Source organism: Devosia sp. Soil_C_22 (genome assembly GCF_057657195.1).
Map to the genome: position 1 here is coordinate 111,918 of NZ_JBDGIY010000001.1, position 15,577 is coordinate 127,494.

The following is a 15,577-nucleotide window of genomic DNA, read 5'->3' on the forward strand; positions in this document are numbered from 1 at the left end:
CCTTACGGGTTCTGTCGCCGCCGCGTCGGGCGGTCGCGGTCGTTCGCGGCCGGCGGGGTCTGGTCGAGGTTGAGCAGCACCGTCTTTTGGGCGTGGGCAATATGCGCGTCGAGCAGCTCGGCGGCTCGGTCGGCATCGCGATCGCGCAGCGCGCGCAGGATCTGGTCGCGTTCCTGCGCCGCTTCCTGCGCGAATGTTGCGCTGCGGTTGGCGAGCACGCGGCACATCTGGATTTGCAGCGACAGCCGCTCCAGTGTCGTGATCAGGGGCGAGCTGTCGGAAAGCTCGGCGATCATGGCGTGGAAGGCTGTGTCGTGCACGGCGTAGGCGGCCAGGTCGTCACGCTCGAGCGCGGCGACACTCTCGTCGAGGATAGCCTCGAGCCGGGTGATATCGGCGTTCGAGATGTTCTCCACCGCAAGCCGGACCGCGAAGCATTCGAGCGTACGCCGCAGCTGGTAGAGATCGTCGATCTCCTTGCGAGTGAAGCTGCGGACCGAGAAGCCTCGATAGGGGCGCACTTCCACCAGCCCGTCACTGGCAAGGATCGCCACTGCCTCCCGGAACGGCGTGCGGCTGACCCCCAGCGCTTCGGTGAGCGCTTTCTCGTCGAGCGGAGTGCCGGGCAGCAGCTCACCCTTGGTGATCATGCGCACCAACTCGTCGTAAATCCTGCTCCGAAGGGTCAGCGACCTCGCGTCCGTCACCACTCGTTCCTCCTTCGGAGCGAATACATGTGATCTCAATCGTATGGGATACGTACGTCAAGGATACGAGTGTGACAATAGGAATTTTCTGATTGACGATTGTATACATATATCCCTACCGTATACCCAAGCTGCCGCAAGCAACGAGCGGCGGATGGGCACTTAGGGAGTGGTGGATGGCCGGACCGAGCCAGGAAGTAGCAATCGAGTTTGTGGCGCGGCTGCAGGACACAAAGCTCAACCAGGAGAGCTGGGGCACGCTGGCCTGGATGGTCGGCGCCAAGGAGATGCCCGGCGCCGAGCAGACCTTCGGCATCGTCACGATCCAGCCCGGCCAGCGCAATCCGCTGCACTCGCATCCCAACTGCGAGGAGCTGCTCTACGTCGTGTCGGGCGAGTGCGATCACCTGCTCGGCGATCAGCTCTATCACCTCTCGCCGGGGGCGGTGATCCGCATCCCGCGCGGTGTTCGCCACTGGGCCCGGTGCACCAGCGCCGAGCCACTGACCGCCGTCATCTGCTTTTCGTCGGCCGAACGCCGGGCGGAGAACCACGAGGGAGTGGGCGCCGCCTAGCGCATCAGATTTTCGCCGCGCCGGCCATGGCTGGCGCGAGCGAGGACCGGCCACCGGCATAGGGGAGGACCTTCGCCGGGTCGCCGGAACGACCAACAAGTGAGGAGGAAAACATGGACAGCTCTAGAATTTCGCGCCGTGTGTTTATGGTCGCCAGCGGCGCGCTTGCCGCCACTGGCCTGCTCGGCAAGGTCGCATTCGCCCAGGGTGGGCGGCTGGTCTGGTGGACCGGCACCGGCCTGCCCGACCAGCAGGCGGCGCTTGAGGAATACCTGATCAATCCCTACCGTGCGGCCAATCCCGACATCGACCTGCAGGTCGACTATCGCGGCGACGACATGGCCGACACCCTGATGGTGGCGCTCGCCGCCAATGGTGGTCCGGACATCGTGATGACCAATGGCCCGTCCTGGACCGACCAGATGGTAGCGTCCAATAAGCTCGCGCCGCTCAATGCCTATGCCGAACAGTTCGGCTGGCGGGAGAAGCTGCCGGCCTTCATGCTCGATCTCGGCACCACCAACGGCGAACTCTACGCCTTGCCGACCTCGGCCGAAACGCAGGTCCTGTTCTACAACAAGAGCCTGTTCGACAAGAACGGCTATACCGCGCCCAAGACCCGCGCCGAGTTCGAGGCCATCGCCGACGATTGCCTCGCCAAGCGCATCACCCCGCTCGCGGCCGGCAATTCCGGCGCCCGCTTCGTCAACCGCCAGTATGTTTCGATCATCTGGAACTCCTTCGTCGGTGGCGGCGCCATCCACGAGGCCCTGTCGGGCAAGCGGGCGTGGAACTCACCGGATTTCGTGGAAGGCATCCAGCTGCTCAAGGACTGGTGGGACAAGGGCTATTTCGGTGGCCAAAACTACTTCTCGATGACGCAGGAGCAGTCCTTCACCTTCATGTCCACCGGCCGTTCCGCCATGTGCCCGATGGGCACCTGGGCGCTGTCGTGGATACCGAACTCGTTCGGCAAGACCGGTCAAGAATTGGGCTGGGCCCCGATGCCGCAGCTCGCCGACGGTGTTGACTATCCGGTCTTCGCGCTGGGCGTTGGCGGGCATATCGCCGTCAATGCCGCCGCAGCCAACAAGGATGCCGCGGCGCGCTTGCTGAACATGCTGACCGATCCTGCCGTCATCGGGCCGCTGTCGCAGCGCTGGCCCGGCGGCTGGGATGTTCCGCTGCTGCAGACTGCCACGGTCGACGGTGACCAGTATGCCCAAATGGCGCAAGACATCCGCGCCCAGACGGCAGCCGCTACGGCCAACAACACCTACGGCTACCTGCCCTGGTCGTTCTGGCCGCCTAAGACCGACGAATATATGAAGGCCTCGGTCGAGGAGGTGTGGCTTGGTTCGATCACACCGCAGCAGTTCTGCGACAACGTCAACAGCGTGTTCCAGCAAGAGCTTGCCGCCGGCACGGTGAAGCCGCTGCCGCCGCGCGCTGTCTGAACCAAACGGGGTGCCGGCTGCGCAAGCGTGGTCGGCACTTTTCCCCATTTTGAGCCGCGCCCAGCGGTCCGGGATCATTCGCGCCCCGATGCACCTCGCCGGCTCATTACGTGAAGGAAGAACAATGACGGCCATTGCAGCCACCTCGGCGATTCCGCGCACGCGAAAACGGTCGCGCCGCTACCCGACCGGTTCGTGGACGCGCCTGCTCTTTGCCTTGCCGGCGCTGCTGATCAGCTTGTCGGTCGTACTCGTCCCGGTGATCGCGACCACCGGCTTCGCCTTCACGGACTGGAATGGGCTCGGCATCCCGCGCTTCGTCGGCCTCGACAACTTTGCCGTCGTCTTCCACGAGGCGCGCTTCTGGCAGGCGCTAGTCAACAACCTGATCTATTCGACGCTCTATGTGACCCTGCCGATGATCGGCGGCCTACTCTTTGCCGTGCTTTTGCTGGTGACGCCGCGCGGCCGCAACTTCTTCCAGCTTGTTTTCTTCCTGCCCGTCACCATCACCACCGCGGTGCTGGCACAGGTGTGGATGGGCATGATCTACAGCTCCAATACCGGCCTCGTCGCGTGGTTGAACCTGATCGGCGTGCCGATCTCTAACCCGCTGTCCGATCCGGCGACTTCGCTCTACGGCGTGCTACTCGTCGATATGTGGCAGTGGTGGGGCTACCTCACGGTCATCTATCTCGCTGCTCTCCGCCAGGTGGATCGCTCGCTCATTGAGACAGCCACTATCGACGGTGCCACGCGCCTCCAAATCTTCAGGCATGTACTGGTGCCGCAGATTCTGCCGACCGTGCTGTTCATGCTGCTCATGACCACGATCTGGTCGTTCAAGGTGTTCGACTGGATTTTCATCATGACCGACGGCGGTCCGGGCTTTTCGAGCGAGGTGCTCGGCACGCTCGCCTACAAGACCGCCTTCCAGCAATTCGCCGTCGGCCACGCCTCGGCCTACTCGCTGGTCATGAGCCTGGTCGGGCTGGGCGCGATCGTCGTCTACATGCGAATTCAAGTGAAAGCGGAGCGCGCCTAATGGAACTGCGCAACGAGCCGATCGCCAAGCTCATCACCTATCTCGTCCTGGGCGTCGCTGCCTTCGTCATCGTGTTCCCGCTCACCCTGATGGTAGTGAACAGTTTTCGCGACAATTTCGCGCTGTTCCAGAGCCCGATAGGGCTGCCCGAGCAGCTCGATTTCAACGTCTATGTCGAGGCCTGGAACACCGGGCAGCTCGGCAGAGCGATGTTGAACTCGCTGGTGATCTCCGGCCTCACCGTCGTCTCGGTTTGTCTCGTCACCTCAATGGCGGCCTGGGTGATCGGGCGGCGCAGCTGCCCCGGCTGGCTGATCATGAGCCTCTATTTCCTCGCCTCGACCACCATCCCGCTGCAGATGTTCATCTTCCCGCTCTATTTCCTGTTCGCGCAATTGGGGCTGATCAACCATCCGGCCGTGGTGATCCTCATCTACACAGCGATCTTCACGCCTTTCTCCCTTTTCCTGCTTCGGACTTACGTACTCCAGATTCCGGTGGAGCTGGAGGAAGCGGCGCGTATCGATGGGGCGTCAGAACTCGACATCTTCCTCAAGGTCATCCTGCCTATGCTGACCCCCGGCCTGGTCACCGTGGCATTGATCACGGGCCTCAACGTGTGGAACGAGTTTCTGATCGCCATCACCTTTCTGCAGGACTCAGGCGCCGCGACCGCCACAGTCCGGTTCAGCCAGCTCGGATCGCGCTATGCCAGCGACGTACCTCAGCAGATGGCCACGGCGACGATGATCGCCATCCCGACCGTCGTGTTCTTCGTGCTGCTGCAACGCCGCTTCATCGAGGGTATCTCGAGTGGAGCGCTCAAAGGGTAGCCTGCCACCACTTGGCGCACTGATTGAGTCGAAAGAAATGCTGCAGGTGCAACCACATTTTGGAGGCGGCGGCCTGCGAAGGGCGCGCTCTCGGAGTCGCATCATTGTCAGCTATGATGCAGCTCCGTTCGCCTAGTAGTCAAACGCCTCGCGCCAGGTGCGCTGGAGCACCTGTTGTTCGCCTTCATAGGCAGCGAAGCGGGCGTTCAGCACATCCCCCGCCCAGAGCCAAATACGCTACGCAACTTCCCTTTCGCACCCGCAGGGCCTCTCGCCTCATACGACGGACTTGCCACCAGTTACCCGACGGACTTGACGGAGGTTGGCGATTGCGTCGTCGAAGCTATGGCGGACCACTTCAGTCATAGCGCTCTGGGCCTCCGTCGCCTGTCGAGCAACGATCCGATCCAGCACACGAGAATGCCCGGCTACCAGCTTCTCCAGCGAGGAGTGCACCGGAAGCATCCGTTGGAGCCTCGCGGACCATCTCAGTGTCAATTGGATCGCCGACCAGAGCGCTCCCAACGCTTCGTTCTTGCTGGAGAGCAATACGCGCATGTGAAAGTCGGCCTCTGCCTGGAAGGAGGCCGGAGATCCCGGGCTACTGCCCGCAAGTCGTGCCATCGCATCTGAAAGATAACCCAGATCCTGATCGTCACGACGCTGCGCTGCCATCGCGGCCGCCGTCGGCTCGACGGTGTTTCGCAATTCGAACAGGTCGCGAATGAACTTCTCATCGGGCTCGGCCTCAAAGCTCCACGAAAGCAGATCAGGGTCGAGGATGTTCCAATCGCGCCGCGGCGCGATTTTGGTCCCTACCTTTGGCAATGAAGTGATGAGACCCTTAGCTGAAAGCGTCCGCATGGCCTCGCGGTACGCGCTGCGGGAAATTCCAAGCGCAGAGCTGGCATCTTCCTCCGTGGGAAGTACGTCGCCCGATTTCATGTCCCCGCGCAAAATCTGGATGCCAAGTCGATGTGCCACGGAGTTGTGGCGCCGCTTGATCGTGCGACTTGGCTCGAGTTGATCTTCTCCGGTCGGTTGTTGCGATGCGCTTGCAGTCCTTCTCGGCGTCTCAATGCCTTCCGTTTGGGGATGCGGACGCGCCGCGTCATTGATGAAGGGGAGCATTGAAAGCGCAGCTCGGGTGACACTCTCGACAGCACCGACATAGTGCAGGCAGCCGTGCGTGAGGCCGGACCATAGCGACAGCGAGACATCGACCTGCGCCGCCGCCAGTTCGCTATAGAGAGCGAGTGTGTCGTCGAGCAGCACATCGTACTCTGCTCCGATGCAAAGCGTGGCCGGGAAACCGCTGAGATCCTGGCCGATAGGGGTCAGTTCGCCCGCCCGATCCGGCAGCATGGCCGAGCCATAACGCATCCAGCATGACTGCATTTCCGCCGCCGAGAGGCCGAAGCTGCCATCGCCGTAGAGACGGTGCGAGGACAGGTCCATGGCCGGAGCATAGGGGCCGTAAAGGGACACAAAACCATTGACCCGTTGGCGTTTCTCTGGCGCCAACCTCAACAGCGCCATCGCCGCAATATTGGCGCCTGACGAGTCGCCAAGGACAACGAGACGACGAGATTTATCGAGCGCCCCAAGCCATTCAATAACGGAGGCAACTTCGATGATGCTGTGGGGGAAAGGATGCTCCGGGGCGAGGCTGTATTCAACGACGGCAACTGACGCGCCGGCCTCGTCGGCCAGCCAGCGAGCGATCGAGTCATGGGTGTCGATTCCTCCCGCCACCCAGCCGCCGCCATGGATCAGGACGATCATCGTTCCGGAACTGTCCGGCGCGTAGGTACGCACCAGCACGTCTCCGACTGGCGTCTGCACGTGTCCCTCGGAGATCGCCATGTCGGGACGTTTGTAATGGCTGGCCGCCAGCGTCGCGAGCGCCCGCATCTGGCGCCGCGACTGATCGAGCTCGAGCACCTTGCCGGACGCCTCGCCAATATTCAGCTCGCGGTCGACGCGCGCCGTTTCCTTCATCAAGTCGTCGGCGACGCCGCGGGCTCGTCCGTCGGGGTGCGCGTTGATGAGTAGTGCCATATAGCGAGTCCTCTAGTCAGGCTGCACAGCCCGGCCGTCCCGGAAAGTCTCAACAAGCCCGATGGGCGAAGCCGCCGTCATTGTGCATGATCGGCAAGTTCGCGGCGCACCAGCCGTCCACCGGTGCTTTCCACAAGCTGGCCAGGTTGCACGGTAGTTGGAGCGTCGACGCTTGCACTGCGCGTCAGGTTGCCTGGCGCCCCATCCACCGACAGCACAGCCCCCTTGAGCAGCCGCGAATAGGCATGTTCGGGGGCGTCCAGGATCGGACGGGCGGGGCCCATCTCGACGACCTTGCCCTTCTGCATGATCATCAGGCGGTCGGAAATGTAGTAGGCGGTGGCAAGGTCGTGAGTGATGTAAACCACAGACACGCCGAGCTCGTCGCGCAGCTGCTTCAGCAGGTTGACGATGGCCATGCGCAGGGACGCGTCGACCATCGATACCGGCTCGTCCGCGATGAGCAGAGCCGGATTGGGGATGAGCGCACGGGCGATGGCGGCGCGCTGCAACTGGCCACCCGACAGCTCGTGCGGGAAGCGTCCGCGGATTTCGGCCAGGGACAGGCCGACCTTCTGGAGCGCTTCGTCCATTGCCCGGTCAATGTCCTCGCGGCGCTTGAGGCCACGGAACCGCCGGGCCGTTGACTGCAGGTAGCGCTCGATGGGCCGCAGCGGATTGAACGCTTCAAACGGGTTCTGGAAAACCGGCTGCACCTTGGCCATGAACGCGAGCCGGTGCGCCCGGTCCAGACGGCCGATCGGCTGGCCCATGAAGACGATTTCGCCGGAGGTGGGGTATTCGAGCCCCAGGATCATGCGGGACAGCGTGGTCTTGCCCGATCCGCTTTCGCCGATGATGGTGAAAATCTCCGGCCCTGTCTCTCCTAGGGAAAATGACACATCGCTGACGGCATGGGTCAGGCGGCGGGACAAGGCGCCACCGACCGAAAACGACTTCGTGATGGCGCTGACTTCGAGTACGGCGGTCATGCCGGAACTCCTCGCTGGGCGGGATGTGCCGCGATCGGTTCGACATCACGCCAGCGCCAGCAGGCAGTGCGCCGGCCCGGCTCCACCGTCTCAAGGGGCGGTGCTTCGGTCCTGCACTTGTCGATGGCCAGGGGGCAGCGTGGATGGAACCTGCAGCCCTCGGGCGGGGCCGAAAGGTTTGGCGGGCGGCCTTCCAGGGCGGGCCGCGGCGCTGTGTCTCCGATCCTTGGAAGGCTGCCGATGAGATGGGCGGTGTACGGATGTCTCGGCGCCTGGAACAGAGCGCGAGTTGGCGCTTCTTCCACGAGGCGGCCCGCGTAGAAGATACCGACACGGTCTGCCATGTTGGCGTGGACTGCCATGTCATGAGTGACGAAGACGATCGATGACCCCATCTGCCCCTTGAGATCCTTGATCAGGGCCAGCACGTCCTTTTGCACCACGACATCCAGCGCGGTCGTGGGCTCGTCCGCGATGACGAACTCGGGGTTGCAGACGGTGGCGAGGCCGATCGTCACGCGCTGTCGCATGCCGCCCGACAGTTCGTGCGGATACGCATCGAGCACGGAGGCACCGAGCTTCAACCGGTCGAGATGCCCAGCGACGCGCTCACGGAAGGCTGTTCCGTCCAGCCCCAGCGGACGACTGGCAAAGTCCTCGAATATCCGGCCGATGCGGCGTAGCGGATTGAGGACGCTCATCGAGCCCTGCATGATGTAGCTGAGGCTCTTCCATCGAGCGGCCTCAATCTCCCTGGGCGTTGCCGAGGCGACATCGAGATCGCCAGTGGCGAAGCTGTAGGTGGCGCTACCCTCCATGACGCGCAAGGGGGGCCGAACGGCTGCCGCCAGTACTTTGATGAGGCTGGTTTTGCCAGACGAACTCTCGCCGGCGATGCCGTAGATCTCGTTCCGGCCGATGCTCAGTGTGACGTCATCGACAGCCTTGACATAACGAGCCTGAGCCTTGGGCCCGATCTGGTAATAGGCCTTCAGGCCCGACACGGTGAGGATGTCGCTCATCTCACAATCCCATGCGACGCAGCCTGCTGCGCGGATCGATATATTCGTTGAGGGAGACGGCAAGCAGGTACAGCCCGATGAAGAGCGCCACCACCAGCGCCACCGGGATCAGGATCCACCACCAGACTCCGACCAGCATGGCTGAGTGATTGTTGGCCCAGTAGAGGGTTGTCCCTACGGTGGGCACGTTCAGGTTGGTGAAGCCGAGTACTGCGAGCGTCACCTCCAGACCCATCGACCAGATCATGTTGTTGATGGTGCTGGCAAAGACGATGGGCATCACATAGGGCAGATGCTCTTGCACCATCGTTTCGACCGGTGACATGCCGGCGAAGACCGCATGCCGAGTGAACTCGCGATTGCGCAGGCCGAGCGCGATCGATCGGATCAGGCGCGCGTCGAATGCCCACCCGAAGCTCGCCATCATGATCGCCAGGTAGAAGGCGTTCATGTTGGCGCGCATGACGAAGTAGAACAGGATCAGTATCGGGAACAGCGGAATGGCGACAAGGATGTCGGTGACGAACATCAGCGTTCGGTCGACCCGGCCGCCGATATATCCGGCGACCAGACCCACCACGAGTGCGATGATGCGGGAAAGGACCGCAACGGTCAGGCCGAAGACCAGCGTGTTGCGAAAGGCGAAGCTGAGCTGCCAGAAAAGGTCCTGGCCGCGCGAATTGGTGCCGAACCAGTATTGCAGGCTGGGAGGCTGGTCCGGGGGCGCGCGATAGACGAGCGTCGGGTCGATGGGCGACAGGAAGCTCAGAAGAGTGAAAGCCACGATGATGCCGACGAGGATCAGCCCGATTGCGAACTCGGAGTTATGCCGCAGCAGGTCACGGAAGATGCTGAACATCGCTATTCCGCTCGTACGCGAGGGTCGATGAGCGGCTGCAGCAGATCGACGATGAAGATCGCGCAAGCCACGGCGACGATGGAAATGCAGGAGATCGCGAGCACGACGCCGGTATCACCGCCATTCACTGCGGTGACGAGGAGTGAGCCTAGACCGGGATAGGAGAACACTTGCTCGGTGATAATCGTCCCCGAAAAGATGCTTCCCAGGACCATCGCGAGGGCGGTCAACTGGGGCACCAGCGCGTTGCGAAACACGTAGCTGTAGACGATGCGGCCCGGCCGTACGGCGGCAAGCTCGGCGAAGGTCACGTAGTCCTCGGTCACGATGTTGGAGGCCAGCGACCGCATGGCGAGAAACCAGCCACCAAGACCTGCGATGATCAGCGATCCCGCCGGCAGAATGGCGTGCTGCGCAATCGACAGCGCAAACTGCCAGGTCCAGCCGGGGCGCACGTTCATCGCAAAGCCGCCGCTGATCGGCAGCACCGGCCAGAGGAACCCGAAGACGATGACCATCAGGAAGGCGACGATGTAGTAAGGAATCGGCTGGATGCCGATGAACACGACGCCAAGCGCCTTGAGGATGCGAGAATTCGGGTAGTAGCCCGCGAGCGCACCACCAAGGTTTCCCAGCACCCAGGTGATAAGGACGGCGACCGTGAGCAGGCCGACGGTCCAGGGCAGCGCCAATGCGACAAGCGACGTTGCAGGTGTGGGAAATGCCATCAGTGACGGCCCGAAGTCGAAGAACGGCAACCGGCTCAGGAAGTGCAGGTACTGCTCGTGCAGCGGCACATCGAGGCCGAACAGTTCGGTGAGCACCCGGCGCAGTTCGATGATCGAGTCAGGATCGAAATTCGACTTGCCGGTGACTCGCGCCAGGATCTGGTCGACCGGGCTGATCGGCGAGAGGTGCGCGATGAGGAACGCGATCGAACACCCACAGACGATGACCGCCAGCAGTTGAACGAGCCGCTTCAGCGCGAAGAGTGCATAACTTTGCATGAAGGTCCCCAAGTCGGCGCCCAGCACAGGCCGGGCGCCGCAATGTCCAAGTCGATCGTCAGTTGGCCGCAGGCTTCAACTGGGTGAGGATGTATTTCGAGTTCGCCCAGTTGTTGACGATGTTGGCGTAGGGATTGGCCTCGCCCGTCGGGAAGCCGGTCCAGTAGCGGGTGCTGTAGGCCGAGAACACGTTGAACGACATCAGCGGGATGATCGGCATCTCGTCGACCATGAGCTCGATGAACTCCTTGCCGATGGCCACGTTGGCGTCGTGATCGGTGAACTCGGTCGTCCGCATCTTTTCGATGATCGCATCGAGACGCGGATCGGCCCAGCGCTGGAAGTTGCGGTCGGGCTGGCGGTCGCCCGGCTTGGCCAGGTATTCCGAATGCCAGCTGTCGAGGAAGAAGCTGAGATCCGGGTTACCGCCCCAGGTGGCAATGGTCCAGGCCGTGGCGGCCTCATACTGACCGCTCTGCAGCGTGCCACCGAACACGTTCGGATCGACCAGCGCCGTCACCTCAACGCCGGCAAGCGACCACTGCTGGGCGATGTCGGTGCCGAGGCGATTGATGACACCGTCCGGGAACGTGTTGATGGTGAACTTGAACGGTGTGCCGTCCGGCTTGAACCACTTACCGCCCTGGTTGGTGAAACCCGCGGACTCCAGCAGCTCACCGGCCGCCTGCAGGTTCTTCTTCCACCAGCCGAAACCGAAGGCCTTCTTGATCAGCTCGGGATCACTCGGTACCGCATCGCCGAACTGCGGACGCAGCTGTGCCGTGATGGCATCGCCGAAGGTCGGATCGTACGGTTTGATCTTGGACTTGCCGGTATCGAGCTCGTAGTTGGTCAGCCAATCCTGCATCGGGGCGAAGTAGTCATCCGTGTGCGTGCCGGTCGGCGGGATCGCGATGGCCGACATCGTCGCCGCACCGCGATAGGACGCCATCGAGATTTCGACAGGATCGAGCATCAGGGCCAAGGCCCACCGTACGCGTTTGTCGGCGAACATCGGATTCTGGTCGTTGAGAATGATGCTGACCAGCGTCGGATCGGGATGCGCATAGGGGAAGGTGGGGAACCAGCCGCGGGCGAATTTGTCCTGTGCCGGCAGGCTGAACATGCCCTCGGGCGACAGGTCATGGATCAGGTCGAGATTGCCGTTGACCATCTCGATGAGCCGCTTGTCGTTCGACGGGATCGACTCGTAGATTATGTATTTCGGCCCCGGCTCGCCCCACTCGGCCATGCCGGTGTTCTTCCAGTCCTCGCGGCGCTGCCAGATGTACCAGGCCCCGTTGGGATCGTAGGAGTGCAGGGTATACGGTCCCAGACCCACCGGCGGGTTGAAATCGTAGGACTTGATGTCTGCGACCTTCTCGAACACGTGCTTGGGCATGATCCAGGCGCCGTTCCAGAAGGTCATGAAGATGGTGTGGAACCGAGCGTTGGGCTTCTTGAGCTTGAAGTGCACCGTGTAGTCGTCCGGAGTATCGACGCTGTCCACCTGCGCCGACAGCGGCGCCGACCACGTCAGCCCCGGGGTCGCGATCTGGGTATCCACGGTGTACTTGACGTCGGCGGACGTGAAATCGACGCCGTCGCTCCACTTGATGCCCTGCTTCAGTTTCGCCGTCATCTCGGTGAAGTCGGCATTGTACTGCCACGGCTCGGCTGCCAGCTCATTGTAGAGCGAGCCGTTGAGCCCCTTCTCCGGGTCCATGAACCACAAGGTGTCCATCACGAGCTGATGGAGGCCGGTGGAGTTGCCGGCGCCATTGCCGGCGACCCAGAGGTTGAAGTTACCCGGACTGGACGCTGGGCTCTCCGGATTGTTGATGATCAGCGTTTCGTTGCGCGGCAGATCTGTGATCGGCGCCGTGGCAGGTTCCTGCGCAATTGCAGGGGCAACCGCCAAGGCTAGGGCAAGACTCATCCCACCTAGCAGGCCACCGAGGCCTGCCAGGGTAGTGCGGACAACTTTCATGGTTTCCTCCTTCGCCGACGCTAGGCCGACTGAAAGGATGCGTAACCTAATCCTCAGACTATTACAATAATTGCACGAGATTACTCATACCAAAGTGCCATTTCGACGCGTCGACTTCCGGTCTCGACGCCGCAAGGCCGCTTTTGGCGCAAGCGGGAGCTGAGGGCGGACCGCTGCTGGCACGATGAGTGGTGATCGTGGGGCGAACCGAGCCGTTTACCTGAGCAGTCAATTGTTCGCGGCCGAAGCCTAACGCGATCTGTCATCACCGAACGCCGGCGGGATCGAGCGCCAGGAACTGTGATGCCGCCCCCAGGGGCGTCGGCAGAGCGACGGCACACCCCGGTGGGTGCCGTCGCTTTTCGCTTCGTCGGCCTTCAGCCCTGCTTCGCCGAGTAGTCCCTCTCTCTCAAATCCTCGAGCAAATTCGGCCCTGTTGGCAGCCAACCAAGCTTTTGTCGGGTCAGTGCGCTCGAAGCCGTCAAGTTTGCCGCGGCGAACATGGCGAACCAGCCGAAATGAGACTTGGCTTCTTCTTTCGAAAGCGAGGTGGTGGGTAGCCCAAGGCCGATAGCGACTGCTTCGGCGATGTCGCGCGCGGCAACCCCCTCTTCGGCCACCGCATTGTAGCGGGCACCGGTCTCCCCCCGGCCGAGTGCGAGAACGTAAAGTTTCGCCACATCGCTCACGTGGCCTGCCGCCCAGCGGTTGGCGCCCTCATCTACGTAGGCAACGACGCCCTTCTCGCAGGCCATATCGACATAGGAAGAGATCAGGCCCTGCTTGACAGTGTCGTGCACCTGCGGAAGTCGAACGACGCCGAGATTGATGCCCGCTTCAAGCAGTTCTTGGCCCGCCAGTTCTGAGGCTATTCGTGGATTGAAATGATGGGTGTCGAAAACATCCTCGCGAGCGGGTTCGCCGTTGCCCGGATCGCCGATGCCGACGCCCGATGTAATGAGCAGCGGCCGGTCCGATCCCCGCAGGACGGATCCAAGCGCGGCAATGACACGGCGATCCTTTTCGCAGTTGGCCTCGAAATTCGAGAACTCATGATCGAACGCTGTGTGGATGACTGCGTCGGCGTTCTCGGCTCCCCGTGCCAAGCCAGAGGGATCCTCCAGCGTACCGAGATGCGCGGACGCGCCCGCGCCGGCCAGTACTTTTGCTCCTGAGTCAGATCGAGTGAGGCCGATTACCTCATGGCCGGCGGCCAATAACTCGCGAAGCACATTGGACCCGACGAACCCGGTGGCACCTGTCAGAAAAACGCGCATATGAAATCTCCAGCATTGACGCTCCGGTTGATCTCATTGAAAATGATCCTGTTAAAGTAGTGACTTTATCCCAGTATAACCTACAACAGGCTCACATGGGTGACAGTGCTCTTGGTACATTCCTGCGCGACCGGCGCATGCGTCTTGATCCGGCTGCATTCGGCTTCCAGGCGGGTCGCCGACGCACGCCCGGCCTGCGTCGCGAGGAGGTCGCACAGCGTGCCAACATAAGCCCGACCTGGTACACCTGGCTGGAGCAGGGGCGGGGTGGCTCACCGTCCTCCGACGTGCTCGATCGCATCGCAAGAGGGCTGATGCTGACCGAGCCTGAGCGTGATCACCTGCACGTTCTCGCTTTTGGGCATCCGCCTGAGCCACACTACCGCCACCACGAAGGCATCACGCCAGTGCTGCAGACAGTGCTGGACTCAATGCCGCTCAGCCCGGCCATCATCAGGACGGCGACATGGGATGTGGTGGCGTGGAACAAGGCGGCGGCTGTGATCCTGACAGATTATGCCCAGTTGCCCAGGGAACGTCGCAACATTCTTCGCATGATGTTCTCCGATGAGCGCATGCGCGCTGCGCAGGACGACTGGCGCGATGTTGCTCGTTATGTCGTTGGCGCATTCCGCGCCGATGCGGCGCGCGCGGGGGCGGGCGTGGAAATCCGGCATCTGGTCGAAGAACTTTCCGCCAGCAGCCCGGAATTCAAGGCAATGTGGACAGATAACGAGGTCACGGGGGCGCGCGAAGGCATCAAGCGCTTTCACCATCCCGTCCTCGGACCGATCGAAATGGAGTTCTCCACCTTCGCAGTCGAAGGTCGGTCTGACCTCAAGATGATGGTCTACAGTCCGGCAAGCATGGACGTGATGAAGCAATTTCGCTCGCTCATCACCGACGCCTGTTGAGCCGCCAGCCGGATCAAGCGAATGGGCCCCGGGGCGTCGTGCAAGCGCTGCAGGCTCGCTTGTTGTGATGGCGACGACGATAGCCGCATGCTCCACGGCACCTGGTTCGATTTTCAACGATAGGCGAAAGCCCATCGGCGGGATGTCCGTTTCGGCCGAGATTCTCCAATAGCGGCCCATCCGCGCTCGCCCCCTTGTACGTGCGATCGATACCGGCCCGATCGGCCAGTTCCTCCTGTGAGACACCCACTCGCCGACGGGCGAGGCGAAGGTTTTTCGCGAGTGTGTCCTGGATGGTGGCCATGACCAGACGAGGCCACGGGGCAGACGATACTCCCACGGACTATCGTCCACATTCATCCGCTGTGAACGATGTCGACTATAGTCTGCAGGCTCCATGGAGAGCCTGTCAGTGTCAGAGAGCCCTAACCAGCCAGCCGGCCGCACCATTCGCCTGTTCCTTGTTGACGGAACGGCCGAGGGCCTGGTGTCCGTGGAGATGGGCAATTGGGCGGGTAAGGTGTTGAGCGCTCCACGGGCACGTGTGGCCGACCTGCTGCGCCGCCCCGAGTGCGCCCGCACCGGCATCTACATCATGATGGGCCCCGATCCCGAGCGGGTGAACGGGACCGCCGCCTACGTCGGCGAGGCCGACGATGTGCCGCGCGGATGCGCTTTCACGTGAGTTCAGGCGATCAGGATTTCTTCGACCGGGTCGCGGTCATCGTCTCGGCTGACGACAACCTCACCAAGACTCACGTGCGCTACCTTGAGAGCCAGTTGATCCGTGCCGTGGGGAGCGCTGGCTCGGTGAGGCTCACCAATACGCGCGAACCGG

General features: G+C 62.3%; 14 protein-coding genes. 6 read left to right on the top strand and 8 right to left on the bottom strand.

The genetic code is table 11. The features are described 5' to 3' along the window. Positions 1 to 2: 2 nt before the first annotated feature. On the bottom strand, positions 3 to 710 hold the full coding sequence (locus AC3A6I_RS00460; RefSeq protein WP_487541037.1) for a GntR family transcriptional regulator: 708 nt from the start codon (positions 708 to 710) through the stop codon (positions 3 to 5). 173 nt (positions 711 to 883) lie between these two features. Between AC3A6I_RS00460 and AC3A6I_RS00465 the strand changes: the two genes are divergently transcribed. From AC3A6I_RS00465 to AC3A6I_RS00480, 4 genes are all read left to right on the top strand, one after another. Beyond that, positions 884 to 1,282: a cupin domain-containing protein gene (locus AC3A6I_RS00465; protein ID WP_487541038.1), complete on the top strand. Its 399-nt coding sequence runs from the start codon at positions 884 to 886 to the stop codon at positions 1,280 to 1,282. A 113-nt stretch (positions 1,283 to 1,395) separates the two neighbouring features. Continuing rightward, complete coding sequence (locus AC3A6I_RS00470; protein ID WP_487541039.1) at positions 1,396 to 2,739, top strand: ABC transporter substrate-binding protein; 1,344 nt, start codon at positions 1,396 to 1,398, stop codon at positions 2,737 to 2,739. A 124-nt stretch (positions 2,740 to 2,863) separates the two neighbouring features. Continuing rightward, positions 2,864 to 3,784, top strand: coding sequence for a carbohydrate ABC transporter permease (locus AC3A6I_RS00475; RefSeq protein WP_487541040.1), 921 nt, complete (start codon positions 2,864 to 2,866; stop codon positions 3,782 to 3,784). Next, positions 3,784 to 4,617, top strand: coding sequence for a carbohydrate ABC transporter permease (locus AC3A6I_RS00480; RefSeq protein WP_487541041.1), 834 nt, complete (start codon positions 3,784 to 3,786; stop codon positions 4,615 to 4,617). Before AC3A6I_RS00475 ends, AC3A6I_RS00480 begins: the two co-directional genes overlap by 1 nt. A 276-nt stretch (positions 4,618 to 4,893) precedes the next feature. On the opposite strand, the gene AC3A6I_RS00485 is transcribed toward AC3A6I_RS00480, so the two are convergent. From AC3A6I_RS00485 to AC3A6I_RS00515, 7 genes are all read right to left on the bottom strand, one after another. Then, entirely contained in the window at positions 4,894 to 6,678 is a 1,785-nt protein-coding gene (locus AC3A6I_RS00485; protein WP_487541042.1) for an alpha/beta hydrolase fold domain-containing protein, read from the bottom strand. A 77-nt stretch (positions 6,679 to 6,755) separates the two neighbouring features. After that, the gene (locus AC3A6I_RS00490; protein ID WP_487541043.1) at positions 6,756 to 7,670 is read right to left on the bottom strand and encodes an ABC transporter ATP-binding protein; all 915 of its coding nucleotides are present in this window, start codon (positions 7,668 to 7,670) and stop codon (positions 6,756 to 6,758) included. After that, positions 7,667 to 8,692, bottom strand: a complete 1,026-nt coding sequence (locus tag AC3A6I_RS00495) for an ABC transporter ATP-binding protein (RefSeq protein ID WP_487541044.1) — start codon at positions 8,690 to 8,692, stop codon at positions 7,667 to 7,669. Before AC3A6I_RS00495 ends, AC3A6I_RS00490 begins: the two co-directional genes overlap by 4 nt. Before the next feature lies 1 nt (position 8,693). Beyond that, the gene (locus AC3A6I_RS00500; protein ID WP_487541045.1) at positions 8,694 to 9,551 is read right to left on the bottom strand and encodes an ABC transporter permease; all 858 of its coding nucleotides are present in this window, start codon (positions 9,549 to 9,551) and stop codon (positions 8,694 to 8,696) included. A 2-nt stretch (positions 9,552 to 9,553) separates the two neighbouring features. Next, the gene (locus AC3A6I_RS00505) at positions 9,554 to 10,558 is read right to left on the bottom strand and encodes an ABC transporter permease (protein ID WP_487541046.1); all 1,005 of its coding nucleotides are present in this window, start codon (positions 10,556 to 10,558) and stop codon (positions 9,554 to 9,556) included. A 58-nt stretch (positions 10,559 to 10,616) separates the two neighbouring features. Next, positions 10,617 to 12,548, bottom strand: coding sequence for an ABC transporter substrate-binding protein (locus AC3A6I_RS00510; protein ID WP_487541047.1), 1,932 nt, complete (start codon positions 12,546 to 12,548; stop codon positions 10,617 to 10,619). Between the two features lie 377 nt (positions 12,549 to 12,925). Beyond that, entirely contained in the window at positions 12,926 to 13,825 is a 900-nt protein-coding gene (locus AC3A6I_RS00515) for an SDR family oxidoreductase (protein WP_487541048.1), read from the bottom strand. A gap of 95 nt (positions 13,826 to 13,920) precedes the next feature. On the opposite strand from AC3A6I_RS00515, the gene AC3A6I_RS00520 reads away from it, so the two are divergent. Beyond that, complete coding sequence (locus AC3A6I_RS00520; RefSeq protein ID WP_487541049.1) at positions 13,921 to 14,739, top strand: helix-turn-helix transcriptional regulator; 819 nt, start codon at positions 13,921 to 13,923, stop codon at positions 14,737 to 14,739. A 412-nt stretch (positions 14,740 to 15,151) separates the two neighbouring features. Then, the gene (locus AC3A6I_RS00525) at positions 15,152 to 15,424 is read left to right on the top strand and encodes a hypothetical protein (protein ID WP_487541050.1); all 273 of its coding nucleotides are present in this window, start codon (positions 15,152 to 15,154) and stop codon (positions 15,422 to 15,424) included. Positions 15,425 to 15,577 lie beyond the last annotated feature (153 nt).